Annotated in this window: 23 protein-coding genes; 15 read left to right on the top strand and 8 right to left on the bottom strand. The window is 73.9% G+C overall.

Annotated features, from left to right (window positions below):
* Positions 1-17 precede the first annotated feature (17 nt).
* Positions 18-1,622, bottom strand: coding sequence for a methionine--tRNA ligase (metG, locus tag IF129_RS25680; RefSeq protein ID WP_191212233.1), 1,605 nt, complete (start codon positions 1,620-1,622; stop codon positions 18-20).
* Between the two features lie 179 nt (positions 1,623-1,801).
* Between metG and IF129_RS25675 the strand changes: the two genes are divergently transcribed.
* The gene (locus IF129_RS25675; protein ID WP_191212232.1) at positions 1,802-3,871 is read left to right on the top strand and encodes a PhoX family protein; all 2,070 of its coding nucleotides are present in this window, start codon (positions 1,802-1,804) and stop codon (positions 3,869-3,871) included.
* Between the two features lie 77 nt (positions 3,872-3,948).
* Here IF129_RS25675 and IF129_RS25670 read toward each other — a convergent pair whose 3' ends face one another.
* The gene (locus IF129_RS25670) at positions 3,949-4,992 is read right to left on the bottom strand and encodes a potassium channel family protein (protein ID WP_191212231.1); all 1,044 of its coding nucleotides are present in this window, start codon (positions 4,990-4,992) and stop codon (positions 3,949-3,951) included.
* Between the two features lie 157 nt (positions 4,993-5,149).
* Between IF129_RS25670 and IF129_RS25665 the strand changes: the two genes are divergently transcribed.
* A complete protein-coding gene (locus tag IF129_RS25665; RefSeq protein ID WP_191212230.1) occupies positions 5,150-6,160 on the top strand; it encodes a glutathione S-transferase family protein in 1,011 nt (336 codons plus the stop codon).
* A 54-nt stretch (positions 6,161-6,214) separates the two neighbouring features.
* Here the strand turns inward: IF129_RS25665 and IF129_RS25660 are convergent, their stop codons facing one another.
* Both IF129_RS25660 and IF129_RS25655 read right to left on the bottom strand, forming a co-directional pair.
* Positions 6,215-6,583 (bottom strand): ArsR/SmtB family transcription factor, encoded by a 369-nt coding sequence (locus IF129_RS25660; RefSeq protein WP_191212229.1) that lies wholly within the window; start codon positions 6,581-6,583, stop codon positions 6,215-6,217.
* 68 nt (positions 6,584-6,651) lie between these two features.
* Positions 6,652-7,914, bottom strand: coding sequence for a DUF418 domain-containing protein (locus tag IF129_RS25655; RefSeq protein ID WP_318153942.1), 1,263 nt, complete (start codon positions 7,912-7,914; stop codon positions 6,652-6,654).
* 126 nt (positions 7,915-8,040) lie between these two features.
* Between IF129_RS25655 and IF129_RS25650 the strand changes: the two genes are divergently transcribed.
* A complete protein-coding gene (locus tag IF129_RS25650) occupies positions 8,041-8,679 on the top strand; it encodes a GNAT family N-acetyltransferase (RefSeq protein ID WP_191212228.1) in 639 nt (212 codons plus the stop codon).
* A 31-nt stretch (positions 8,680-8,710) separates the two neighbouring features.
* On the top strand, positions 8,711-9,643 hold the full coding sequence (locus IF129_RS25645; protein WP_224755590.1) for a PaaX family transcriptional regulator C-terminal domain-containing protein: 933 nt from the start codon (positions 8,711-8,713) through the stop codon (positions 9,641-9,643).
* Here the strand turns inward: IF129_RS25645 and rpmF are convergent.
* The 3 genes from rpmF to IF129_RS25630 all read right to left on the bottom strand — a co-directional run bounded on the left by rpmF (position 9,610) and on the right by IF129_RS25630 (position 10,902).
* Positions 9,610-9,780, bottom strand: coding sequence for a 50S ribosomal protein L32 (gene rpmF, locus IF129_RS25640; protein ID WP_191212227.1), 171 nt, complete (start codon positions 9,778-9,780; stop codon positions 9,610-9,612). The genes IF129_RS25645 and rpmF overlap by 34 nt on opposite strands.
* Before the next feature lie 70 nt (positions 9,781-9,850).
* Positions 9,851-10,543, bottom strand: a complete 693-nt coding sequence (locus tag IF129_RS25635; RefSeq protein ID WP_191212226.1) for a permease prefix domain 1-containing protein — start codon at positions 10,541-10,543, stop codon at positions 9,851-9,853.
* On the bottom strand, positions 10,540-10,902 hold the full coding sequence (locus tag IF129_RS25630) for a PadR family transcriptional regulator (protein WP_191212225.1): 363 nt from the start codon (positions 10,900-10,902) through the stop codon (positions 10,540-10,542). Before IF129_RS25630 ends, IF129_RS25635 begins: the two co-directional genes overlap by 4 nt.
* 84 nt (positions 10,903-10,986) lie before the next feature.
* On the opposite strand from IF129_RS25630, the gene IF129_RS25625 reads away from it, so the two are divergent.
* The 6 genes from IF129_RS25625 (at position 10,987) to IF129_RS25600 (ending at position 15,557) form a co-directional block, all read left to right on the top strand.
* Entirely contained in the window at positions 10,987-11,502 is a 516-nt protein-coding gene (locus IF129_RS25625; protein WP_191212224.1) for a hypothetical protein, read from the top strand.
* 106 nt (positions 11,503-11,608) lie between these two features.
* Positions 11,609-12,202 (top strand): Type-2Aa cytolytic delta-endotoxin, encoded by a 594-nt coding sequence (locus IF129_RS25620; protein ID WP_191212223.1) that lies wholly within the window; start codon positions 11,609-11,611, stop codon positions 12,200-12,202.
* A gap of 128 nt (positions 12,203-12,330) precedes the next feature.
* A complete protein-coding gene (locus IF129_RS25615; RefSeq protein ID WP_191212222.1) occupies positions 12,331-12,687 on the top strand; it encodes a PRC-barrel domain-containing protein in 357 nt (118 codons plus the stop codon).
* Between the two features lie 54 nt (positions 12,688-12,741).
* Positions 12,742-12,903 carry a hypothetical protein gene (locus IF129_RS25610; protein ID WP_191212221.1) on the top strand — a complete coding sequence of 54 codons (162 nt, stop codon included), beginning with the start codon at positions 12,742-12,744 and terminating at the stop codon, positions 12,901-12,903.
* 90 nt (positions 12,904-12,993) lie between these two features.
* A complete protein-coding gene (locus IF129_RS25605) occupies positions 12,994-13,713 on the top strand; it encodes a polyamine aminopropyltransferase (protein ID WP_191212220.1) in 720 nt (239 codons plus the stop codon).
* Positions 13,714-13,958: 245 nt separating this feature from the next.
* Entirely contained in the window at positions 13,959-15,557 is a 1,599-nt protein-coding gene (locus tag IF129_RS25600) for a peptide chain release factor 3 (protein WP_191212219.1), read from the top strand.
* Between the two features lie 37 nt (positions 15,558-15,594).
* Here IF129_RS25600 and IF129_RS25595 read toward each other — a convergent pair whose 3' ends face one another.
* Positions 15,595-16,005: a MerR family transcriptional regulator gene (locus tag IF129_RS25595; RefSeq protein ID WP_191212218.1), complete on the bottom strand. Its 411-nt coding sequence runs from the start codon at positions 16,003-16,005 to the stop codon at positions 15,595-15,597.
* Between the two features lie 369 nt (positions 16,006-16,374).
* Between IF129_RS25595 and IF129_RS25590 the strand changes: the two genes are divergently transcribed.
* The 5 genes from IF129_RS25590 to IF129_RS25570 all read left to right on the top strand — a co-directional run bounded on the left by IF129_RS25590 (position 16,375) and on the right by IF129_RS25570 (position 22,124).
* Entirely contained in the window at positions 16,375-17,874 is a 1,500-nt protein-coding gene (locus IF129_RS25590; RefSeq protein ID WP_191212217.1) for a SulP family inorganic anion transporter, read from the top strand.
* Between the two features lie 86 nt (positions 17,875-17,960).
* Positions 17,961-18,437: a hypothetical protein gene (locus IF129_RS25585; RefSeq protein WP_224755589.1), complete on the top strand. Its 477-nt coding sequence runs from the start codon at positions 17,961-17,963 to the stop codon at positions 18,435-18,437.
* 338 nt (positions 18,438-18,775) lie between these two features.
* Entirely contained in the window at positions 18,776-19,546 is a 771-nt protein-coding gene (locus tag IF129_RS25580; RefSeq protein WP_191212215.1) for a hypothetical protein, read from the top strand.
* A 14-nt stretch (positions 19,547-19,560) separates the two neighbouring features.
* Positions 19,561-20,214 carry a sortase domain-containing protein gene (locus tag IF129_RS25575; RefSeq protein WP_191212214.1) on the top strand — a complete coding sequence of 218 codons (654 nt, stop codon included), beginning with the start codon at positions 19,561-19,563 and terminating at the stop codon, positions 20,212-20,214.
* Entirely contained in the window at positions 20,214-22,124 is a 1,911-nt protein-coding gene (locus IF129_RS25570) for an alkyl/aryl-sulfatase (protein ID WP_191212213.1), read from the top strand. The genes IF129_RS25575 and IF129_RS25570 overlap by 1 nt, the downstream gene beginning before the upstream one ends.
* Positions 22,125-22,162: the final 38 nt, after the last annotated feature.

Below are 22,162 nucleotides of genomic sequence, written 5' to 3'. Positions count from 1 at the left end.
TGTGCGTGCGGCGGGGGTCAGGCGCGGGCCGGTTCCTCCAGCCGGGGGAAGAGCACCGCGCCCTTGGTGACCGTGGCGCCCGGGGGCAGCAGGCCCCAGCGGCCGGCGTCCCGCACGCGCTGGTCGGCGAGCGGTCCGAGGTGCGGCTCGGCGCCGAGCGACTCCCACAGCTTCTGCGAGGTCTCCGGCATGACGGCGTTGAGCAGGACGGCGGTGGCCCGCAGCGACTCGGCGGCCGTGTAGAGGATCGTCGCCAGCCGGGCGCGCGCGGCCTCGGAGTCGTCCTTGGCGACCTTCCACGGCTCCTGTTCGGTCAGGTAGCCGTTGACCTGCTTGACGAAGTCGAAGACCGCGGCGATGCCGCCGGCGAAGTCCATCTCGTCGCCGATGCGCCGGTCGGCCTCGGCGACCGCGTGGGCGAGGCCGTCGACGACGGGCCGCTCGGCCGCCCCGGGGGCCGTCGCCTCCGGCAGCGTCCCGCCGAAGTACTTGCCGACCATGGCCGCCACGCGGGAGGCCAGGTTGCCGTAGTCGTTGGCCAGTTCCGAGGTGTACCGCGCGGAGAAGTCCTCCCAGGAGAAGGAGCCGTCGTTGCCGAAGGCGATGGCCCGCAGGAAGTACCACCGGTAGGCGTCGACGCCGAAGTGGTCGGTGAGCTGGTGCGGGGAGATGCCCGTCAGGTTCGACTTGCTCATCTTCTCGCCGCCCACCATCAGCCAGCCGTTGGCGGCGATCCGTCGCGGCAGGGGCAGGCCGTTCGCCATCAGCATCGCGGGCCAGATCACCGCGTGGAAGCGGAGGATGTCCTTGCCGACGAGGTGCACGTCGGCGGGGAAGGTGCCCTCGAACTTCTCCTGGTCCGCGCCGTAGCCCACGGCCGTCGCGTAGTTGAGGAGGGCGTCGATCCACACGTAGATGACGTGCTTCTCGTCCCACGGGACGCGCACGCCCCAGTCGAAGGTGGACCGGGAGATCGACAGGTCCTGCAACCCCTGCCGGACGAACTGCACGACCTCGTTGCGCGCCGACTCCGGCTGGATGAAGCCGGGGTTCCGCTCGTAGTGCTCCAGCAGTCTCGGGCCGTACTCGGAGAGCTTGAAGAAGTAGTTCTCCTCCTGGAGCATCTCCACGGGCTTCTTGTGGATCGGGCACAGCTTGGCGCCGTCCTCGCCGTCCAGCAGGTCGCCGGTGGCCTTGTACTCCTCGCAGCCGACGCAGTAGGGGCCCTCGTAGCCGCCGCGGTAGATCTCGCCCTTGTCGTACAGGTCCTGCACGAACTCCCGGACGCGCGCGGTGTGCCGCGGCTCGGTCGTCCGGATGAAGTCGTCGTTCGCGATGTTCAGGTGCTGCCAGAGGGGCTTCCACGCCTCCTCCACCAGCTTGTCGCACCACTCCTGGGGCGACACGCCGTTCGCCTCGGCGGTGCGCATGATCTTCTGACCGTGCTCGTCCGTGCCGGTGAGGTACCACACCTTCTCGCCCCGCTGGCGGTGCCAGCGGGTGAGCACGTCGCCTGCGACGGTCGTGTAGGCGTGGCCCAGGTGGGGAGCGTCGTTCACGTAGTAGATCGGGGTCGTGACGTAGTACGCCCCGCCCCGCTGCTCTGTTCCAGTGGCCGCCATATGCGAAATCCTAACGGTCCGCGACGGCGCGCCCGCGCGCTCCGAAGAGGCGGCCGGGCGCCTCCCGGGGGCGGCGTTGGCCGGTTCCGGTTCACGGCGGGTTCACCGCCACCACGCCCGGGGGTAGGGGTGAGGACCTAGTTTCCGCCGAGTACGGCTGAAGACGGAGAGGTCTGCCCATGCGCAAGCAACTGCCGCTGCTCACCACCCACCCCGGCGGTCGGTCCGCCATGACCTGTCACTACCGCTGCGGGGACGCCTGCTTCCAGGAGGTGCCGAACCGGAGCGGGAACGCGTACTTCGGCGACATCGTCGCCGGCCTCTCCCGGCGCTCGATGCTGCGTGCGGGGGCGGTGGCCACCGTCGCCGCGGCCGCCGGGGGCGCGACGCTGGGCGCCGCCCCGGAGGCCGTCGCGCACGGGAGAGGTGGCGACGGCGGATGGCCGGGGAGAGGGCGGGGCCACGGGGCGAAGGGCCTGCGGTTCGAGCCGGTGGCCCCGAACACGCGGGACGCCGTCACCGTCCCCGAGGGGTACGAGCAGGGCCTCGTGATCGGCTGGGGCGACCCGATCCTGCGCGGCGCGCCGGCCTTCGACCCCGACCGTCAGACGGCCCGTGCGCAGGCCGGCCAGTTCGGCTACAACAACGACTTCCTCACCCTGCTGCCGCTGCGCGGCGAGCGGCACCGCCAGGTGCTCTTCGCCAACCACGAGTACACCAACGAGGAGATCATGTTCGCCGGGTACGACCCGGAGAACCCCACCCGCGAGCAGGTGGAGATCGCCTGGGCCGCCCACGGCCTGTCGGTCGTCGTCGTGGAGGAGGAGCGCCGCTCCGGCCGCCTCACGCCCGTCCGGCGGCACCGGCTGAACCGCCGCTTCCACAACGGCACGCCGTTCGAGCTGACCGGCCCGGCGGCCGGCAGCGCGCTGCTGAAGACCTCCGCCGACCGGCGGGGCCGCACCGTCCTCGGCACGCTCAACAACTGCGCGGGCGGCACCACGCCGTGGGGGACCGTGCTCAGCGGCGAGGAGAACTTCAACCAGTACTTCGCCAACGCGGCCTCGGTCACCGACCCGGCCACCAAGGAGCGGCTGGCCCGCTACGGCATGACCGGCGGTACCACCGGCCGCAAGTGGGAGCGGTTCGACGACCGCTTCGACCTCGCCAAGGAGCCCAACGAGGCCAACCGCTTCGGCTGGGTCGTCGAGGTCGACCCGTACGACCCCGAGTCCACGCCGCGCAAGCGCACCGCGCTGGGCCGCTTCAAGCACGAGGGTGCGGAGCCGCAGCTCACCGCCGACGGCCGGCCGGTCGTCTACATGGGCGACGACGAGCGGTTCGACTACCTGTACAAGTTCGTCTCCAGCAAGCGCATGCGCCGGGGCAACAGCCGCTGGGCCCGCGAGCACAACATGACGCTGCTCGACGAGGGCACCCTCTACGTCGCCCGGCTCACCGGCGACAGCCCCGGCGAGATCGACGGCGACGGCGGACTCCCGCGCGACGGCGCGTTCGACGGCTCCGGGGAGTGGATCAAGCTCGCCTCCGGCGACCGCTCCTACGTCGAGGGGATGACGGCCGAGGAGGTGTACGTCTTCACCCGCCTCGCGGCGGACAAGGTGGGCGCCACCGCGATGGACCGGCCCGAGGACGTCGAGCCCAGCCCGCGCACCGGCCGCGTCTACGTCGCGCTGACCAACAACTCCCAGCGCGGCACCGCCGGCCGTCCCGGACCCGACGAGGCCAACCCGCGCAACCGCAACAAGCACGGCCAGGTCCTGGAGCTGGCGGAGCACTGGAACCACCCGGGGGCGGAACGGTTCTCCTGGCGGCTGTTCCTGGTCTGCGGCGACCCGGCGGACGAGTCGACGTACTACGGCGGCTTCCCCAAGGACCGGGTCAGCCCCATCTCCTGCCCGGACAACCTGACCTTCGACGCCTACGGCAACCTGTGGATCTCCACCGACGGCAACGCGCTGGGCAACCACGACGGCCTCTTCGGCGTGGCCACGCACGGCCGCGACCGGGGCGAGGTGAAGCAGTTCCTCACCGTCCCCGCCGGGGCCGAGACCTGCGGTCCGATCGTGCAGGAGCGCCGGGTGCTCGTCGCCGTGCAGCACCCCGGTGAGATCGACGGCGCCTCGGCGGAGAACCCGCTCTCGCAGTGGCCCGACGGCCCCGGCCGCCTCAACCGTCCCTCGGTCGTCGCCGTCTGGCGCAAGGACGGCGGCGCCATCGGCCGCTGACACCCGCCCGCCCGACCTGGCGCCCGGCGCCCGCGCCCGGCCCCCGACGGGGAGCCGGGCGCGTCGCCGTGGTGGGATCAGCGGCGGCCGGGGGCGGCGCCGGTGAGGCCGCCGACGTCGATGCGCCGTTCGGCCAGGTAGTAGAGCAGTGCCCCGGGCCGGAGCGGCTCGTTCCAGGGCGGGCTGACGGCCGTGCGGTCGCCCTGGCGGACGGCGATCACCGTGGCGTCGTACCGCTCCCCGAAGTGGGCCTGGCACGCGCCGAACGTGCGGCCCTCCAGCGCCGGGGGCAGCGTCACGGAGTACGTGTTGCCGCCCCCGGAGCTGTCCATCAGTTCGCTGTAGACCTCGGTGATGCCCGGGTCGAGCGCCTCGTCCGCCACCAGGTTCGGCATGTGCCACTGCACGCACTGGACCTTCGGGCTGACGTAGCGCAGCCGCTCACAGCGGTTCATGTCCCGCAGGGCCACGACCAGGTGGACGTCCGGGGCCAGGTGGTCGACGGTCACGGCGAGGGCGAGGGCCTCGTTGTCGTCCCGCGCGTCGACGACGACGGTCCGGGCGCGCCCGACGCCCGCCCGCTCCAGCGTCGCGGCGTCCCCCAGGTCGCCCCGGACGAAGGCCACCCCGTCCTCCCCGGCCATGGGGTGCTCGGCGACCTCGTCCCACGCACACAGCACCACCGCGTGCCCGTCCTCGACCCGCAGCTGGTGCACGATCCGCTCGGTGCGGCCCGGCAGGTAGCCGAGCACGACGATGTGGCCGCTGAGGTCCACGTCAACCATGCCTTTCAAGCGCTTGCTCCGCAGCGTCTGGATGTGGGTGGACAGTTCGGTGAACAGGATCGTCAGGGTGGCGATGCCGCCGATGATGACGTAGGCGCCGACGATCCGGCCGGGCGCCGACTCCGGGAAGAAGTCGCCGTACCCGACGGTCGAGGCGGTGATGAGGAACCACCACCAGTAGGTGCCCGGCGCGGTGATGCCGTTCGCCTCCGGCTCCACGAGCTCCATCGCGATCCAGCTCGTGCCGAAGACCGTGAGCGCGACCGTGAGCGCGGCGCGCCAGCCGCGCAGCCGGGCCCGCAGTACGGACACGAAGCGGGCGAGGAAGATCGGCACCTGTACTCCTGGGCTGGGCGTACCCGCGGCACGGGCGAGGCGGGACGGACCGGACCGCATCGTACGGCAGGACGGATTCCGCTTCCATGTGTCACGTCACGCCGCCGGGCAACACGTACCGGGACCATCCCGTACAGCGCAGAGGAGAGGGCGGCCGATGACGGACGGCAACACGGAGTACGGCCGGAAGGCGTTCAAGCGGGCGCCGAGCCACTTCACCGACCGGATCACGGCCGCCGGTGAGGACGGCTGGCCCGTGGAGGCGGGCCGCTACCGGCTCGTCGTCAGCCGCGCCTGCCCGTGGGCGAGCCGCGCCCTGGTGTCCCGGCGGCTCCTCGGCCTGGAGGCGGCCCTGCCGCTCGCCGTCGCCGACCCGATCCAGGACGACCGGAGCTGGCGCTTCACCCTCGACCCCGAAGGCCGCGACCCCGTGCTCGGCATCCGCTTCCTCAGCGAGGCCTACCACGCCCGCGAACCGGAGTACACGGGCGGCGTGAGCGTCCCGGCGGTGGTCGACGTCCCCAGCGGGCGGCTCGTCACCAACGACTACCAGCGCATCACCCTCGACCTCGCCACCGAATGGACGGCCCTGCACCGGCCCGGCGCCCCCGACCTGTACCCGGAGCCGCTGCGCGAGGAGATCGACGCGGTTATGGACGGCGTCTACCGCGACGTCAACAACGGCGTCTACCGCGCCGGCTTCGCCACGCGGCAAGGCGAGTACGAGACGGCGTACGCCGACGTCTTCCGTCGGCTGGACCTGCTCTCCGAGCGGCTGCGCGACCGCCGCTACCTCGTCGGCGACACCCTCACCGAGGCCGACATCCGGCTGTTCACCACCCTGGTGCGCTTCGACGCCGTCTACCACAACCACTTCAAGTGCAACCGCTCCAAGCTCGCCGAGGACCCGGTGCTGTGGGCGTACGTGCGGGACCTCTACCAGACGCCCGGCTTCGGTGACACGGTCGACTTCGACCACATCAAGCGGCACTACTACCTCGTGCACACCGGCATCAACCCGACCGGCATCCTCCCGGCCGGACCCGACCTCTCCGGCTGGACGACCCCCCACCACCGCGAACAGCTCGGCGGCCGCCCCTTCGGCGACGGGACGCCGCCGGGCCCGCCGCCCGCCGAGGAGCGCATCCCCTCCGACCACCACCCCTGACCCCCGCCACCGGCCGTCCCGGCGGGGCGGCCGGTGGCGCGGCGGCGGGGTCGGTCAGGGGCGGGGGGTGAGGGCGCCGGACAGCGCGGCCAGGACGGCGGGGGCCACCCGGTAGTAGACCCAGGTGCCGCGCCGTTCGGCGGTCAGCAGCCCGGCCTGGCGCAGCTTCTTCAGGTGGTGGCTCACGGTGGGCTGGGAGACGCCGACGTCCGAGATGTCGCACACGCAGGCCTCCCCGCCGGGGTGCGAGGCGACGAGGGAGAAGAGCCGCAGCCGGACGGGGTCGCCGAGTGCCTTGAACATCGCCGCCGTCGTCTCGGCCTCCTCGGCCGTGAGGGGGCGCTCGCTCAGCGGGGGGCAGCACGGGGCGGCGTCCTGTCCGGACTCCTCGGGCGCCCGCACCCGTGCCTCGGCCTTCGTCATGCGGCCAGTTTCCCATGATCCGCGCCGGGCCGGTCCGACCCCGGCGGCCGGACGTCCGCACCGCGCTCCTACGCCCCGGTGCCGCTTCCGCCGCCGGGGCGGGTCGCGTGACGGCCCCGGCCGGGGGGCCTGGCGCCCAGGGTGACGGCGCGCAGGAGCCACTCGGCGGGCCCGTAGCGGTGGCGTCGCAGCCACCGGCGGCTGGCGAGCGCCTGGGCGCCGAACAGCGCGACGGCCGCCGCGACCAGCATGAGGGGGGAGACCCTGTTCACCAGCGCGGCGCCGTAGCCGGTGAAGAGCAGGGCGCAGACCAGCGACTGGGTGAGGTAGTGCGTCAGCGTCATGGTGCCGACCGGCGCCAGCACCCTGCGCAGCCGGCGTCCGCGCAGGGTGGAGAGCAGCCGCAGCACGGTGGCCCCGTAGGCGGCGGCGAGCACGGGGGCGGTGATCATGTCCACCCCGAGGGCGAGCAGGTGGGCGGCGTCGTCGCCGCGGTGCAGGGAGGCGTAGGCGTAGAAGGCGCCCCCCGCCAGGCCCACCGGGTAGCCGACCCACTGGACGCGGGCCAGGGTGCGCCGGTGGCGGGTGATCACGGCGAGCAGCTCGCGCCGTCCGGCGGCCAGGCCCAGGAGGTAGCAGGCGAGGGCGGCGGGCATCTGGAAGAAGAGGAGCAGGAACGCGACGTCGGGCAGCTGGTCCAGGTGGGCGCCGACCACCTCGGCCGGAGTGCCCCGCAGGGCCTCGGCGGCCTGCTCGGACGCGGCGGCGACCTCGGCCGGGGCCGGGCCGCCCGCGCCGGTGGCCGCCAGGTACGTCCCCAGGGCCAGGTAGAGGAGCGCGGCGCAGGCGAAGAGGCCGACGGCGATCCGGACCGCCGCCGCCGGGGACAGCCGGCGCAGCCACAGGAGCACCAGGCCGAGCACGGCGTACGTGGTGAGGATGTCACCGGGGAAGAGGAGCACGGCGTGCAGGGTGCCGAGGACGTAGAGCCCGCCGAGGCGGCGCAGGAACCGGGGGGTGAAGCGGGCTCCGGAGCGGGCGGCGGAGTTGAGTTGCAGGGTGAAGCCGTACCCGAAGAGGAACGAGAACAGCAGGTAGAACTTGGCCTCGAACAGCATCGTGACGAGGAAGCGGGTGACGTGGTCCACGGCGCCGGTGAAGGCGGGGTCCGGCACCGCTCCGCCGTGGTAGGTCGAGGCGAGGTAGGTGATGTTCACCATCAGGATCCCGAACAGGGCGAATCCGCGCAGGGCGTCCAGGTGGACGAGTCGGCGCGGTTCCGCCTGCGCGGTGGCGGGTTCCGTCGGCTTCGTGCGGGGTGCGGGCAGCACATCCCCTCCTGTTTTCGCTCATGCTCGCTACGATCGTTTTCGGAACGAACGTAGCGCAGTGATAGTTTGGCTGTCATCATGGAAGCGGAAACCAGCCGCGGTGAGCGGAACGAGGAAGGGCGGGTCATGGCGGAGGCGACAGGCGGGCCGATCGTGATCGGACGCGAGGTGCCGGCCGGCGCCGAGGAACGGGTGGCCGAGCTGTACTGGGAGGCCTTCGGGCGCAAACTCGGGCCCGCCCTCGGACCCCCGGAGGCCGGGAGGCGCTTCCTCGCCGCCCATCTGCACCGGGACCGCGCCGTCGTGGCCCTGGTCGGCGGCGCGGTCGTGGGCGTGGCCGGATACCAGCTCGACGGACGCGGCCTCACCGGCGGCGACACCCGGGCCGTCCTGGACGCCTACGGCCTCTTCCGGGGGCTGCCGCGCCTGGCGCTGCTCGCCCTCCTGGAGCGCACCCCCGCCGCCGGGGAACTGGTGATGGACGGGATCGCGGTGGACGCCGGGCACCGGGGCGGCGGCATCGGCGGCATGCTGCTGGAGGAGGTGGTCCGGCTCGCCGCCGACCACGGCCGCTCCACCGTCCGGCTCGACGTCATCGACACCAACCCGCGGGCCCGCGCCCTCTACGAGCGGCGCGGCTTCACCGCCGGGCCCACCCAGCGCACCCCGTACCTGCGCCGCCTGATGGGGTTCACCGCCGTCACGACCATGCGCCGCTCCACCGACGGCCGCCCGACGGGCCGCGGGGCCGATGGCCACGGCTGAACCGGCCCGGCGGCCCGCCTATCCTCACCCCATGCCCACGCCGCGCACGGAATCCGTCCCCGAGGCCCCCGTCCCCGAGGTCTCCACCCGGATGCTGGTGCACGCCCTGGTCCGCCCGGACTCCACGGTGCCCGCCGACGAGCTGTACGCCGTGGCCGGGGCCCTGGGCATGACCGACCAGCAGGTGCGGCTGTGTGTCAAACGGCTGGTCGCCGAGGGTCGCTTCAGTCAGCACGGCCGGGGCCGCAGGGCGGTCCTGCACGCCTCTCCGGGGACCGCCGAGACCCTCGCCGTCAACCTGGAGTTCGTCCGCCACGCCTACCGTCAGGACCAGGGCCTGGCCCCCTGGGACGGGACCTGGCGGCTGTTCGCCTTCGCCATCCCCGAGTCGGCCCGCGCCGTGCGCGACGAACTCCGCTCCACTCTGGTGTACCTGGGTGCCGCGGCGGTACAGGGCGGCCTGTACGTCTGCGCCAACGCCGTGACGGCGCTCGTCGAGGAGGCCGCCCAGCGGCTCGGCGCGGCCGCCGGGCTGACCGTCCTCACCAGCCGTGACCTGCGGGTCGGTGCGCTGACCGAGCCTCGCGACCTCGCCGCCGGGCTCTGGCCGCTGGAGGAGATCGCCCCGCGCCACGAACGGCTCGCCGCGCTCGCCCGGTGGCAACTCGACCGCCTCGACGCGGGCCCGGCGCCGGACGGCGCCGAGCGTCTGGCCATGGCCGTCGCGCTGATCAGCGAGTTCACCCGGGCGCACGAGCCCGACCCGCTCCTCCCCCCGGAGCTGCTCCCCGCCCGGTGGCCCGGCCCCCGGGCCCGGGAGCTCACCGCCGCCTGCTGGTCCCGGCTGACACCGCCGGAACCGGCCACCGGGCCACGGCTCTTCCGTGCCTACGGTCCCGTCCTCGCCGAGGCCGCCGCCCGGGGCGCGGGTCAGCCCTCGGGGCGCAGGAGCCCGCGCTCGTAGGCCTTCAGCAGCCGCTGCGGAACGAGGTACGTCGACCCGTCCACGGTGACGGGGGCGAGTGCGGGCGTGGACGCCTTCCACTGCGCCCGGCGGTGCCGGGTGTTGCTGCGGGACATCCTCCGCTTGGGAACGGCCATGGCGAAACCTCCTCGACGACCGGCCGGACGGCCGGGTGGGTGACCCGTCGAGGTTAACTGAAAACGATTGTCATGTGTGCACGGGTTGCACGGGCAGCCGGGCGCACCGGCGGCAGGCGCGGGCCGACGACGCGACGACCCCGTGCGAGGCGGCGGCCACCGCCCCGGCGGCCACCGCCGCGGGCCAGGTGGCGCCGAGGAGCGCGAGCAGCGCCAGGGCGACGGTGGCCCCCGCCAGGGCGAGGCCCGCCGCCGTGCCGGCCCAGGCCACCATGCTCGGCAGTCGGGCGGGTGTGGGCAGCCGGCGCCCCAGGGGTCCGCTCAGCGCCAGGCCGACGCCGGCCAGGGCGGACGCGGCGGCGGCCACGCCGAGGAGGAGCCCGGACGTCAGCGCGAGGGCGTGGGACGCTCCGGAGGTGGCGGCCCAGGCGCCGGAGCCGGCCGTCCGCAGCAGCAGCCAGCAGGCCGCCGCGAACGGCACGGCCAGTGCGGCGGAGCGCGCGGTGCGCCGGGCCTGGGCGATCGTCAGTTCCCGCTGGAAGGCGGGGGCGAGCTCCTCCGGCGCGCCGAACGCGCGGACGGCCAGTTCGGCGGCCCGCCTCGGCGGAACCCCGTCGCGGCGGTGCGCCGCCACGGCGTCGGTCAGGCCGTCCCGGAGCTCGTCCAGCATGCGGGTGGTGAGCCGCCGGGGCCCCCGCAGCAGGCCCGACAGGGCGGCGACGTGGGCGTCGACGGGGTCCGGCGCCTCGGCGGGGGCGGTCACGTGGCGAGGCCGGCCGCAGGGCCGCCCGCGGCCCCGGGGGTGGCCGGATCGAGGACGGCGCCGATCGCCGCCGTGAACTCCCGCCAGGCCGAACGCTCCTCGGTGAGCGCGGCCCGGCCCGCGTCGGTCAGGGCGTAGCAGCGCCGCCGCCGCTCGCCCACCGCGTCCCAGTGGCTCCGCAGCAGACCCAGCCGCTCCAGGCGCTGGAGGGCCGGGTAGATCGTCCCCGTCCGCAACTCCAGCACGCCGCCGCTGCGCCGCTGCACGGCCGTGATGATCGCGTAGCCGTGCAGCGGGCCCGGTTCGAGCACGGCCAGGAGGATTCCGTCCAGGTGGCCGCGCACCGCGTCTGTCCTCATGGCGGGCCACTCTACCCGGCAGAAGGTAGGCATGTTATCTATTGGGAGCCAATATGTTGCCGACGTACTCCTCGGAGGTGCCCCATGGCCGCGTTCCCGACGCTCCTGCTGTCCCTGCACGTGCTCGCCGCCATCCTGGCCGTGGGCACCCTGGCGGTCGCGGCCTCCCTCTTCCCCCGCTACGCGCTGCGGGCGCGGGGCGGAGCGGGGGAGGACGTAGCGGAGGAGGGCCGGGAGCGTGCCGCCGGCGTCGCGGCGTTCCTCCACCGCGTCTGCCGCACCTACGCCGTCGCCGGGCTCGCCGTGCCCGTCCTCGGCATGGCCACCGGGTCCGCGCTCGGCGTCCTCACCGACGCCTGGCTGATCGCGTCGATGCTCCTGACCACGGCCGCCGCGCTGCTGCTGGCGCTGGCGATCCTCCCGGTCCAGCGGCACCTGCTCGGCCACCCCGCCGACGGCCCGCCGCCCGACAGCGACGGCGGGACGCCGCGCCCCACGCCGGCCGCGACCGCCGCGAGCCTGGCGATGCGCACCGGCGTCTTCAACCTGCTGTGGGCGATCGTGGTCGTCCTCATGATCGCCCGGCCCGGCTCCGCGTAGAGGGTGCTTCGAAAAGAGCGGCGTCCGCCCGGCTGCGGGCGCCCCGGCGTGCGGCGGCATACTCCTCCCCACTGGGCGCGATCGGTTCCGAAGCGAGGAGACGCACATGATCGACCAGCCCGCCGCCGAGAAGACCACGTTCACCACCCTCTTCGAGGTGGGCCCGGCCGCTCAGGGCCGGGCGCAGGGCATCGCCGACACCTTCCAGCACGCCATCGCCCCGGCCACCGTGGACTTCGACTTCGGTGAGATCAGCCGGGCGGCGAGCCGCGTCCCCGACGCGACGACGGTGCGCAACGTGCGCGGCTGGGGTCTTCAGGAGACGGTCCCCGTCAGCGTCGTGGTCCTCTCGCTCATGGAGGCCGTGCGCCAGGCCCTCCCGGAGCCGTTCACCAACGCCCGTTTCCGGGCGCGGGTCGAGGAGGCGCTCACCGGCGTGTTCGTCGGCCTGGGGACACAGGAGGGCACCCACCTCTCCTTCTACGAGGACACCCCGGAGCGCACGAGCTACTACTACAACCTGTTGCTCGCACTCCAGGACGAGGAGACCGGAGACGCCGTCCACGCCGTCGCCCTCTGCTTCGACGTCCGCGTCGCGTCGGACGGGGAGCGGGTCCGGGCCCTGGGCGTCGAGGACACCGCGCGGTTCACCGTCCGCCTCAACGCGATCGCCCTCCGGCAGCAGCCGCCCGCCGCGTGAGACCCGCCGCCCCGGCGTCACGGTGCCGCCGGGGCGGCGGCCCCGCCGTCGGATTGGCCCTCCCGGCCCGGCATGACGCGCCGCTTCCGGGGTACCGCGTGCGGTGACCCGCAGGGAGAGGAGTGCCCGTGATCCCCAGCACCGACATCCGGGAGTGGCGCGGCCGGGACGTCGTCGACGTGAAGGGCGACAAGGTCGGCACGCTGGAGGCCGTCTACGTCGACACGGCCTCCGACGCGCCCGCCTTCTGCACGGTGAAGACCGGCCTGCCCACCCGGCACCGCCTCGTCTTCGTCCCGCTGGCGCAGGCCCGGGTCGGCCCGGAGTACCTCAAGGTCGCCGTGGAGAAGAAGCAGGTGAAGACCGCGCCCAGCATCGACGTCGACGGGGAGCTGCTCGCGGAGGACGAACCCGCCGTCTTCCAGCACTACGGACTCGAACACCGGCCGGGCAGCGGTGGCGAACGCCGCCTCGCCCGGCGCTGACCCGCCCCCGGGGTCCCGGCCGGCCGGGACCCCCTCACCCGGAAGGGACACCGCATGTCTCTCTTCCTGTTCCTCCTCCTGATCGCCGTCGTGCTGGGCTTCCTCGGCGTCCTCATCGACGGGCTGTTCTACCTGCTGATCATCGGCGTCGTCGTCTTCCTGGGCGCCGTGCTGATCCTCGGCCTGCGCATGGGGCGCCGCAGGACGCCGCGCTGAGCGGTCGCCGCGCCGGAACCGGTACGGTGCGGGCGCGGCGGTGACGGTCCCCGTCCCGCCCCAGCGGTACCGGCAGAGAGCGAGAGCGGCGTGAGCGCGCGTTTCCAGGAGATCGACTGGCGTCCCACGCCCAAGGGCGAGATCAGCCTGCGCCGACGTCGCGAGCCGGTCTCGGGCGTGGAGGTGTACGAGGTGAAGCTGGGCGAGGAGTTCCTCATGTCCAGCCTGTTCACCGCCGGGGAGGAGGCGCTGGCCCGGCTGGGGCTCAAGGCCGCGCGCGGCGCCGAGCTGGACGTCGTGGTCGGCGGCCTGGGCCTCGGGTACACCGCCCGGACGGCGCTGGAGGACACCCGGGTCCGGTCGCTGCTGGTCGTCGACGCCCTCGGCGAGGTGATCGACTGGCACGAGCGCGGCCTCGTGCCGCTGGGCGCCGAGCTCACCGCCGACGCCCGCTGCCGGCTGGTGCACGGCGACTTCTTCGCCATGGTGGAGGACGCCGGCTTCGACCCCGACGCGCCGGGCCGCCGCTTCGACGCCGTCCTCCTCGACGTCGACCACGCGCCGGACCACGTCCTGCACCCGGACCACGCGCCGTTCTACGAGCCCGCCGGGCTGCGCGCCCTCGCCGCCCGCCTGCGCCCCGGCGGCGTCTTCGCGCTGTGGTCGAACGACCCGCCCAGCGAGTCCTTCGGCCGCGTCCTCGCGGAGGTCTTCGCGCAGTCGGCCGCCCACGTCGTCGCCTTCGACAACCCGCTCCAGGGCGGCACCGCCACCAACACCGTCTACGTCGCCCGCACCCCCGCCGCCTGACCCGGGGGCGCCGGCTCCGGCGGTGCGAACCTCCCCTCACGGGAGGGTAGCTTTGTCGTGCGGCCGGGGGCCGGGCGGGGACGCGTGACGCGACCCGCCCACGCGGTGCGACACTACGGGGGAGTGGACGCCCCGGCCCCACGGAGACGACGGACGCACGACGAGCGGGACGAGTGGGTGGCGAGCTTGCGCACGAACGGGACGACACCGGACCGGGTGACGGCCGCGGGGCCGGAGGGCGCGCGATGAGCGCCGCCACGACCGCCGGGGCCGAGGCGGCGCGGCGGCGGACGTTCGCCGTGATCAGCCACCCCGACGCGGGCAAGTCGACGCTGACCGAGGCGCTCGCCCTGCACGCGCGGGCCATCACCTCCGCGGGGGCCGTGCACGGCAAGGGCAACCGGCGCGGCGTGGCGTCGGACTGGATGGAGATGGAGCAGGCCCGGGGCATCTCGGTGACCTCCGCCGTGCTCCAGTTCGCCCACCGGGGCCAGGTGCTGAACCTGCTGGACACCCCCGGCCACGCCGACTTCTCCGAGGACACCTACCGGGTGCTGGCCGCCGTCGACTGCGCGGTCATGCTCATCGACGCGGCCAAGGGCCTGGAGGAGCAGACCCGCAAGCTCTTCGACGTCTGCCGCCACCGGGGCATCCCGGTGATCACCTTCGTCAACAAGTGGGACCGTCCCGGCCGTGAGGCCCTGGAGCTGCTGGACGAGATCGAGCAGGAGTTCCGGCTGAAGCCGACCCCGGTGACGTGGCCGGTCGGCATCGCGGGACACCTGCGCGGCCTGGTCGACGTCCGCGAGCCCGGCACGCTCCTGCGCTACACCCGTGCCCCCGGCGGCGCCAAGGAGGCCGTCGAGGAGAGCGTCCCGGCCGAGCGGGCGGCCCTGGAGGAGGGCGCCGACTGGGAGCAGGCCGTCGAGGAGCTGGAACTCCTCGCGGCGGACGACGCCGTGCACGACCACGCGGCGTTCCTGGCCGGGCGCAGCACCCCCGTCTTCTTCGGCGCCGCCCTGTCCAACATCGGCGTGCGCCTCCTGCTGGACGCCGTCGTGGACCTCGCGCCCCCGCCCGGCGACCGGCCCCTGGAGGGCGGCGGCACCCGCGCGGTGGGGGAGTCGTTCTCCGGCCTGGTCTTCAAGGTGCAGGCCAACATGGACCGCTCGCACCGCGACCGCATCGCCTTCCTGCGCGTGTGCTCCGGCGTCTTCGAGCGCGGCATGACGGTGACCCGGGCGGCGTCCGGGAAGCCGTTCGCCACGAAGTACGCCCACAGCGTCTTCGGCCAGGACCGCTCCGCCGTCGAGACGGCCTACCCCGGCGACGTCGTCGGCCTCGTCAACGCCTCGGCGCTGCGCGTCGGCGACACGCTCTACGCCGAACGGCCCGCCGTCTTCCCCGGCATGCCCACCTTCGCCCCGGAGCACTTCGCCGTCGCCCGGCCCGCCGACATCAGCCGCACCAAGCAGTTCCGGCGCGGCATCGCGCAGTTGGACGAGGAGGGTGTCGTCCAGGTCCTCGTCTCGGACGTGCGCGGCGAGCAGGCGCCCGTGCTGGCGGCCGTGGGCCCCATGCAGTTCGACGTCGTCACCCACCGGATGGCCGGGGAGTTCTCGGCCCCGGTGCGGCTGGAACCGCTGCCCTACCACCTGGCCCGGGCCACCGACGCCGCCGGCGCCGAGCAGCTCAACCGCTCCCGCCTGGTGCGGGGCGAGGCCATGACGCGGCTGCGGGACAAGGACGTGCTGGCCCTCTTCCCCGACCTGTGGCAGGCCAACTCCTTCGCCCGCGAGTTCCCGGACGCCCGCCTCGACCCCCTGGTCGCGGCCCACGGCTGACGACGGGCGGCCGGGGGCCAAGGCGCCGCGCCGTCGCTCACGCCGTGTGGCGGTCGGCCTCGTCGAGCTGACGGCGCAGGGTCCGCGCGAAGTCCTCGGCCGCGAGCAGCTGCGCGCGCAGCGCCTCGCACCGCGCCTCGGCCACCTCGCGGTACGCCTCGACCCGCTCCCGCAGGCGTCCCAGCTCCTCGCCGCGCGGCGCGTCGTCGGCGTGCAGGGCGTCGGTGGCGGCGAGCAGGTCCCGCATCTCCTCCAGGGAGAAGTCCAGCGGCTTCATCCGCCGCACCACCATCAGCCGCTCGACGTCCGCCTCGTTGTACAGCCGGAAACCGCCCTTGCTGCGGGCGGAGGGGGTGACCAGTCCCACCTCCTCGTAGTGGCGGATCGTGCGCAGTGACAGGCCGGTCCGTTCGGCCACCTCACCGATCTGCATCTGCCGCTCCGCCATCGTCTGCCGCTCTCCCTCGACTTCTGTGCCGGTGCTGAGCACCGGGCGAACGAAACCCCGTACGTGACGCGAATCACCAGGTGTGGGCGCCTGTTCACCTGGGATTCACAGCTTCCGAGGCGCTCTCTGCCCTTACGTCAGGGTAGAGTTGTGACGTGGTCCGAACCGCCGTGCACCGGTGGCGGCCAGGCCACAGCCACCGCCGCTGCGCAGCGGCCCCGCCCGGGGCCCCGCGGCGCCCACGGACTTCCGGGCCATGATGCCCGACCGGCCTCCGAGGCCGACCGGCACGCCCCGCACGGAGGGGCCCGCCGTCGACGCACGCAGCGCGCGCGGCCGTCTCCGCGCGCCCGAAACAGAAACGGTCGCATGTCCTCGACGCTGCCCGCCGCTGCCAAGCCGCGCCTGTCCCGCCCGGACTTCCTGGCCTCCCCGAAGGTGTTCCGCACCGAGGTGCTGGCCGGCCTCGTGGTCGCCCTCGCGCTCATCCCCGAGGCGATCTCCTTCTCCATCATCGCGGGCGTCGACCCGGCGGTGGGCCTCTTCGCCTCCTTCACGATGGCCGTCGTCATCTCGATCGTCGGCGGACGCAAGGCGATGATCTCGGCGGCGACGGGCGCGATCGCCCTCGTCATCGCCCCCCTGAACCACGAGTACGGGCTCGGCTACCTCGTCGGCGCCGTCATCCTGGGCGGCGTCTTCCAGGTCGTGCTCGGCGCGGTCGGCGTCGCCCGGCTCATGCGGTTCGTGCCGCGCTCGGTGATGGTCGGTTTCGTCAACGCCCTGGCCATCCTGATCTTCCTCGCCCAGGTGCCCGAGCTGGAGAACGTCCCGTTCGCCGTCTACCCGCTCGTCGTCGGCGGGCTGGCGCTCATGGTGTTCTTCCCCCGGCTCACCAAGGCCGTGCCCGCGCCGCTGGTCTCCATCGTCATCCTCACGCTCATCACCGTCGGCGCCGGGATCGCCGTCCCGACCGTCGGCGACAAGGGCGAGCTGCCGTCCTCCCTGCCGGTGCCGGGCCTGCCGGACATGCCGCTGACGCTGGAGGCCCTGGGCGTCATCGCCCCCTACGCCTTCGCCTTCGCGCTCGTCGGGCTCATGGAGTCGCTGATGACCGCCAAGCTGGTCGACGACATCACCGACACCCACTCCAACAAGACCCGCGAGTCCATCGGCCAGGGCATCGCCAACATCGTCACCGGCTTCTTCGGCGGCATGGGCGGCTGCGCCATGATCGGCCAGACGATGATCAACGTGAAGGCGTCCGGCGCCCGCACCCGCCTGTCCACGTTCCTCGCCGGCAGCCTCCTGCTCGTCCTCGTCGTCGTGACCGGCCCGATCGTCTCCGACATCCCCATGGCCGCCCTGGTCGCCGTGATGGTCCTGGTCTCCGTGGCCACCTTCGACTGGCACTCGATCCGGCCCGGGACGCTGAAGAAGCTGCCGGTCAGCGAGACCGTCGTGATGGCCGTCACCGTCGCCGTCGTAGTCGCCACGCACAACCTCGCGATCGGCGTGATCGTCGGCGTCCTCACCGCGATGATCGCCTTCGCCCGCCGCGTCGCCCATCTGGCCGAGGTCTCCGGTGTCGTCGACCCGGACGGCAGGCAGGCCGTCTACGCCGTAACCGGCGAGCTGTTCTTCGCCAGCTCCAACGACCTCGTCTACCAGTTCGACTACGCGGGCGACCCGGACGACGTCGTCATCGACCTCTCCGACGCCCACATCTGGGACGCGTCCTCCGTCGCCGCCCTCGACGCCATCGAGACCAAGTACGCGGCACGCGGCAAGAAGGTCACCATCATCGGCCTCAACCAGCCCAGCGCCGCGATGCACGACAAGCTCGCCGGCGAACTCGCCGGCCACTGACCCGCCCACCGGCGCCCGACGGCGCGTGACAGGCTCCCGGCGGGCGCCTCATCATGTCGTCCAACCGGGCCGAGAGGGGAAGCGCCGTGGTCGAACCGGACGAGGACTGGGTGACGTTGAGGGAGTGGGCCGCGGAGGTGGGGTACACCCACGGCTACGTCGTCCACGTGATGCCGCGCGCCTACCCGGACTTCCCCGCCCCCAAGCGGCGGCGTCGCGGGGTCACCGACCGGGGCGGCGGCGGTGGCAGCGCCCTGTACGACCCGGCCGAGCTGGAACCCTTCCGTCCGCGCCGCCCCCGCCCCGTCGAACTGCCCGAGGAACTGCTCGACCGCGAGGTGACGCTCGTCGGCTTCGCGAAACTCATCGGCGTGGACGGCCGCAGCGTCACGCAGATCAAGGACGACCGCCCCGACACCCTGCCGAACACCGTCGACGGCCTGCGGTGGTATCCGAGGGCCCGCTTCCACGTGCGCGACCTGCTCCTGATGTGGAACAGCCGCCCGGGCCCGGGCTCCGGCTCCGACAAGCGCCGCCCGCCCCTCCCCTGGACCGCGACCTGAGCCCGTGCCCCGTCGCCCACCCGGACGCCGGTCCGGCCGGCCCTCGGGGCCGGTCGTCTCACCCGCTCGGACGAGCGGCGGGCGACCCGGCTCCGGGAGGCACGTCCACCGGTCACGGACCACCCAACGGCCCGCCACGGAAGCGGCGTTGCGCCCGCACCGCCCGGGTGTGCCGGGGCGCCGGCCGGTCGGCCGGAGCGGTGGCTCGCGGTGGCGGCGTCCCGCCGAAGCCCCCACGCTGAGCGAGCAGACCTTCACGGCGTGCAGACCCCGACGCGACGCGCTCTCACAGCCCCTCGCCGTCGCGCGCCGAACCTCCCTCGGCGGAAAGAGACATGATGAACCGCACCCCTGCCGTCGCCCTGGCCACCCTCGCCCTCGTGGCGTCCGGCGGCGCCCTGGCCCCGGCCGCCTCGGCGGACTCCGGCACCCGGGACACCCTGCGCCTCCAGGCGCACCTGGACCCGGTGCCCTTCAGCAAGGTCAAGGGCTCGGGCACCGCCACGGTCACCCTCACGGGCCACCGGGCGACCGTCAGCGTGACCGCGCACGGCCTGCTGGCCGGAGCCCCGCACGCCCAGCACTTCCACATCGCGGCCAAGGGCCAGTGCCCGCCGGCCTCCGCCGCCCGCACGGTGAACGGCATGAAGTCCGTCTTCACCACCGACGGCGCCCCCTTCTACGGCGGCATCGGCACGTCCCTGACCACGAAGGGCGACACGAGCCCCGCCTCCGGCCTGGCCGTGGACCGCTTCCCCGTCGGCCCCGACGTCACCTACCACCGCACCATCACCGTCAGCGCGGAGGCCGCCGAGAGCCTGCGGGCGGGCACGGCCGTCGTCGTCGTCCACGGCACGGACGTCAACGGCAACGGGAAGTACGACGACGTGCTCGGCCCCTCCGACCTCGACCCGAAGCTCCCCGCCGAGGCCACCAACCCCGCGCTGTGCGGGCCCCTGACGCAGGCCGCCAAGGGCCCCGTCAAGGGCGGCCTGGGCGGCAGCCAGGGCACCGACGGCAACACGCTCGCCGTGGCCGGCGGCGCCGGGCTGCTCGCGGCTGCGGGAGGCGTGTTCCTCCTGCGCCGCCGCCCCGGTCGCGCGGCCTGAACGGGAACCGGGCCGTGTCCAGGGCCGGTGGCCGCCGCGGTGCGCGCACCGCGGCGGCCACCGCCTGCGCGGCGGCGGGCGGCGTCCTCATCGCCCTCGGTCTGCCCACCACGGGCGCGGTGCCCCCGCCGGAGCGGCCACCGACCGCACCCCGGGCGGCGTCGCCGGAGGGCACCGCGCGCCCCCTGCCCCCGGCCCGACCGCGCCGCGTGCGGGTGCCCGCTCTCGGCCTGGACGTCGTCACCACGCCGGTCGGCCTCGACGACGACGGCTCCGTCGCCCTGCCGGACGACCCCGACCACGCGGGCTGGTTCACCCACGGCCCCACGCCGGGCCAGCGCGGCAACGCGGTCCTCGTCGGGCACGTCGACTCCGCGTCCGGACCGGCCGCCTTCCACGGCCTGAGCGCCGTCCGCCCGGGGGACCGCGTCGTCGTGGAACGGGCCCACGGCCCCGGAGCGGAGTTCACCGTCACCACGGCCACCGTGTACGACCGGGACGCCTTCCCCTCCGGCGAGGTCTACGGGCCGAGCACGCAGCCGCGCCTGACCCTCATCACCTGCGCGGGCTGGGACGCCGAACGGCGCTCCTACCGCGCCAACCTCGTGCTCACCGCCCGCCTGGCGCGGGTCCCCGACGGAAGCGGACCAAGGACAGAGGTGTCGTGATGGCTCCACCCGCCCAGCCCGCCCAGCCTTCCCAGCCCGCCCAGCCGTTCGTCGCCCGGCGGCAGGCCGAGGTCCGGGAGCGCCTGCCGTTCGCGGACCGGCAGGACTTCGAGGACGCGGCGCGGGGGCTGATCGCGCGCCGCGAGCCCAACGCCGTCACCGACGCGGACGGGCGCGTGGTGTGGGACAACGACGCCTACGCGTTCCTGGAGGACGAGGCCCCCGACACCGTCAACCCGAGCCTGTGGCGGCAGTCCCAGCTCGTCGCGCGGCACGGCCTCTTCGAAGTGGTCGAGGGCATCTACCAGGTGCGGGGCCTGGACCTGTCGAACGTGACGTTCGTCGAGGGGACGACCGGCGTCGTCGTGATCGACCCCCTCCTGTCGACGGAGACCGCCGGGGCGGCACTCACGCTCTACCGCGAGCACCGGGGGGAACGCCCGGTCACGGGCGTCGTCTACACGCACTCCCACGCCGATCACTTCGGCGGGGTCAAGGGCGTCACCACGCAGCGGGACGTCGACGCGGGCCGCGTCCCGGTGCTCGCGCCGGAGGGCTTCACCGCGCACGCGGTCGCGGAGAACGTGTACGCGGGCACGGCCATGGCCCGCCGCGCGGCCTACATGTACGGCGCGGCCCTGGCCCCCGGCCCCCGGGGACAGGTCGGCGCGGGTCTCGGCCAGACCACGGCGACGGGCACCGTGAGCCTCATCGCGCCGACCGTGGAGATCACGACGACCGGTCAGGAGGAGACCGTCGACGGCGTCCGGATGGTCTTCCAGATGGCCCCGGACACCGAAGCCCCCTCGGAGATGCTCATCCACTTCCCCGACCTGCGAGCGCTGTGCACGGCCGAGGACGCCACGCACACGCTGCACAACCTCCTGACGCTGCGCGGCGCCGTCGTCCGGGACCCGCACAACTGGTCGCGCTACCTCACGGAGTGCATCGACCTGTTCGCCGACACCACGGACGTCGCGTTCGCCTCGCACCACTGGCCCACCTGGGGCCGGGACCGGGTCCGGAACTTCCTGAGCGTCCAGCGCGACCTGTACGGCTACCTCCACGACCAGACCCTGCGGCTGATCAACAAGGGCTGGACCGGCACCGAGATCGCCGAGCACCTCCGACTGCCGCCGGCGCTGGAGAACGCGTGGTCCACGCGCGGCTACTACGGTTCGGTCAGCCACAACCTCAAGGCGATCTACCAGCGTTACATGGGCTGGTTCGACGGTAACCCGGCGCACCTGTGGCAGCACACGCCCACCGAGGCGGGCAAGCGCTACGTGGAGTTCATGGGCGGCGCCGACGCCGTGGTCGCCAAGGCCCGGACCTCCTTCGCGGCGGGCGACCTGCGCTGGACCGCCGAAGTCCTCAGCCACGTCGTCTTCGCCCGCCCCGACCACGCCCCGGCGCGCGACCTGCTGGCCGACACCTACGAACAGCTCGGCTACGGATCGGAGAACGGCACCTGGCGCAACTTCTTCCTCTCCGGCGCGACCGAACTGCGCCGGGGCCGGTTCGGCACCCCCACCGTCACCGCCTCCGCCGACATCATCGCCAACCTCGGCCCCCGGCTCCTGCTCGACGCACTCGCCGTCCAGATCAACGGCCCCGAAGCCTGGGACGAACAGCTCACCTTCGACATCGCCCTCACCGACACCGGCGAGACCCTCCGGGTGCGCCTGGCCAACGGCGTGCTGAGCCACACGGCGGCCCCGCAGCGCGACACCGCCGACGCCACCCTGACCACCACCACCCGCCACCTGCCCGCCCTCGCCCTCGGCGACCTGACGCCGCAGGCGCTCACCGACGCGGGCATCCGGGTCGACGGCGACACGACGGTCCTCGACCGGCTCGCCGCCGTCCTCGACCCCGGCGACCAGGACTTCCCCCTCGTCACCCCCTGACCGCCCGCGCCGCACCCGCCCGCGCCGCGCCCGTCAGC

Origin of the sequence: Streptomyces chumphonensis (assembly GCF_014779715.1) — a bacterium.
GTDB classification, from domain to species: Bacteria; Actinomycetota; Actinomycetes; order Streptomycetales; family Streptomycetaceae; genus Streptomyces; species Streptomyces chumphonensis.
The sequence above is the reverse complement of the archived record's forward strand: the minus strand, read 5'-3'. Positions and strand labels throughout refer to the sequence as shown.

What these genes read in the sequence shown, in the direction of transcription:
- metG (WP_191212233.1), bottom strand. Translation starts at nt 1,622, where the DNA reads ATGGCGGCCACTGGAACAGAGCAGCGGGGCGGGGCGTACTACGTCACG.
- IF129_RS25675 (WP_191212232.1), top strand. Translation starts at nt 1,802, where the DNA reads ATGCGCAAGCAACTGCCGCTGCTCACCACCCACCCCGGCGGTCGGTCC.
- IF129_RS25665 (WP_191212230.1), top strand. Translation starts at nt 5,150, where the DNA reads ATGACGGACGGCAACACGGAGTACGGCCGGAAGGCGTTCAAGCGGGCG.
- IF129_RS25660 (WP_191212229.1), bottom strand. Translation starts at nt 6,583, where the DNA reads ATGACGAAGGCCGAGGCACGGGTGCGGGCGCCCGAGGAGTCCGGACAG.
- IF129_RS25650 (WP_191212228.1), top strand. Translation starts at nt 8,041, where the DNA reads ATGGCGGAGGCGACAGGCGGGCCGATCGTGATCGGACGCGAGGTGCCG.
- IF129_RS25645 (WP_224755590.1), top strand. Translation starts at nt 8,711, where the DNA reads ATGCCCACGCCGCGCACGGAATCCGTCCCCGAGGCCCCCGTCCCCGAG.
- rpmF (WP_191212227.1), bottom strand. Translation starts at nt 9,780, where the DNA reads ATGGCCGTTCCCAAGCGGAGGATGTCCCGCAGCAACACCCGGCACCGC.
- IF129_RS25630 (WP_191212225.1), bottom strand. Translation starts at nt 10,902, where the DNA reads ATGAGGACAGACGCGGTGCGCGGCCACCTGGACGGAATCCTCCTGGCC.
- IF129_RS25625 (WP_191212224.1), top strand. Translation starts at nt 10,987, where the DNA reads ATGGCCGCGTTCCCGACGCTCCTGCTGTCCCTGCACGTGCTCGCCGCC.
- IF129_RS25620 (WP_191212223.1), top strand. Translation starts at nt 11,609, where the DNA reads ATGATCGACCAGCCCGCCGCCGAGAAGACCACGTTCACCACCCTCTTC.
- IF129_RS25610 (WP_191212221.1), top strand. Translation starts at nt 12,742, where the DNA reads ATGTCTCTCTTCCTGTTCCTCCTCCTGATCGCCGTCGTGCTGGGCTTC.
- IF129_RS25600 (WP_191212219.1), top strand. Translation starts at nt 13,959, where the DNA reads ATGAGCGCCGCCACGACCGCCGGGGCCGAGGCGGCGCGGCGGCGGACG.
- IF129_RS25595 (WP_191212218.1), bottom strand. Translation starts at nt 16,005, where the DNA reads ATGGCGGAGCGGCAGATGCAGATCGGTGAGGTGGCCGAACGGACCGGC.
- IF129_RS25590 (WP_191212217.1), top strand. Translation starts at nt 16,375, where the DNA reads ATGTCCTCGACGCTGCCCGCCGCTGCCAAGCCGCGCCTGTCCCGCCCG.
- IF129_RS25580 (WP_191212215.1), top strand. Translation starts at nt 18,776, where the DNA reads ATGAACCGCACCCCTGCCGTCGCCCTGGCCACCCTCGCCCTCGTGGCG.
- IF129_RS25570 (WP_191212213.1), top strand. Translation starts at nt 20,214, where the DNA reads ATGGCTCCACCCGCCCAGCCCGCCCAGCCTTCCCAGCCCGCCCAGCCG.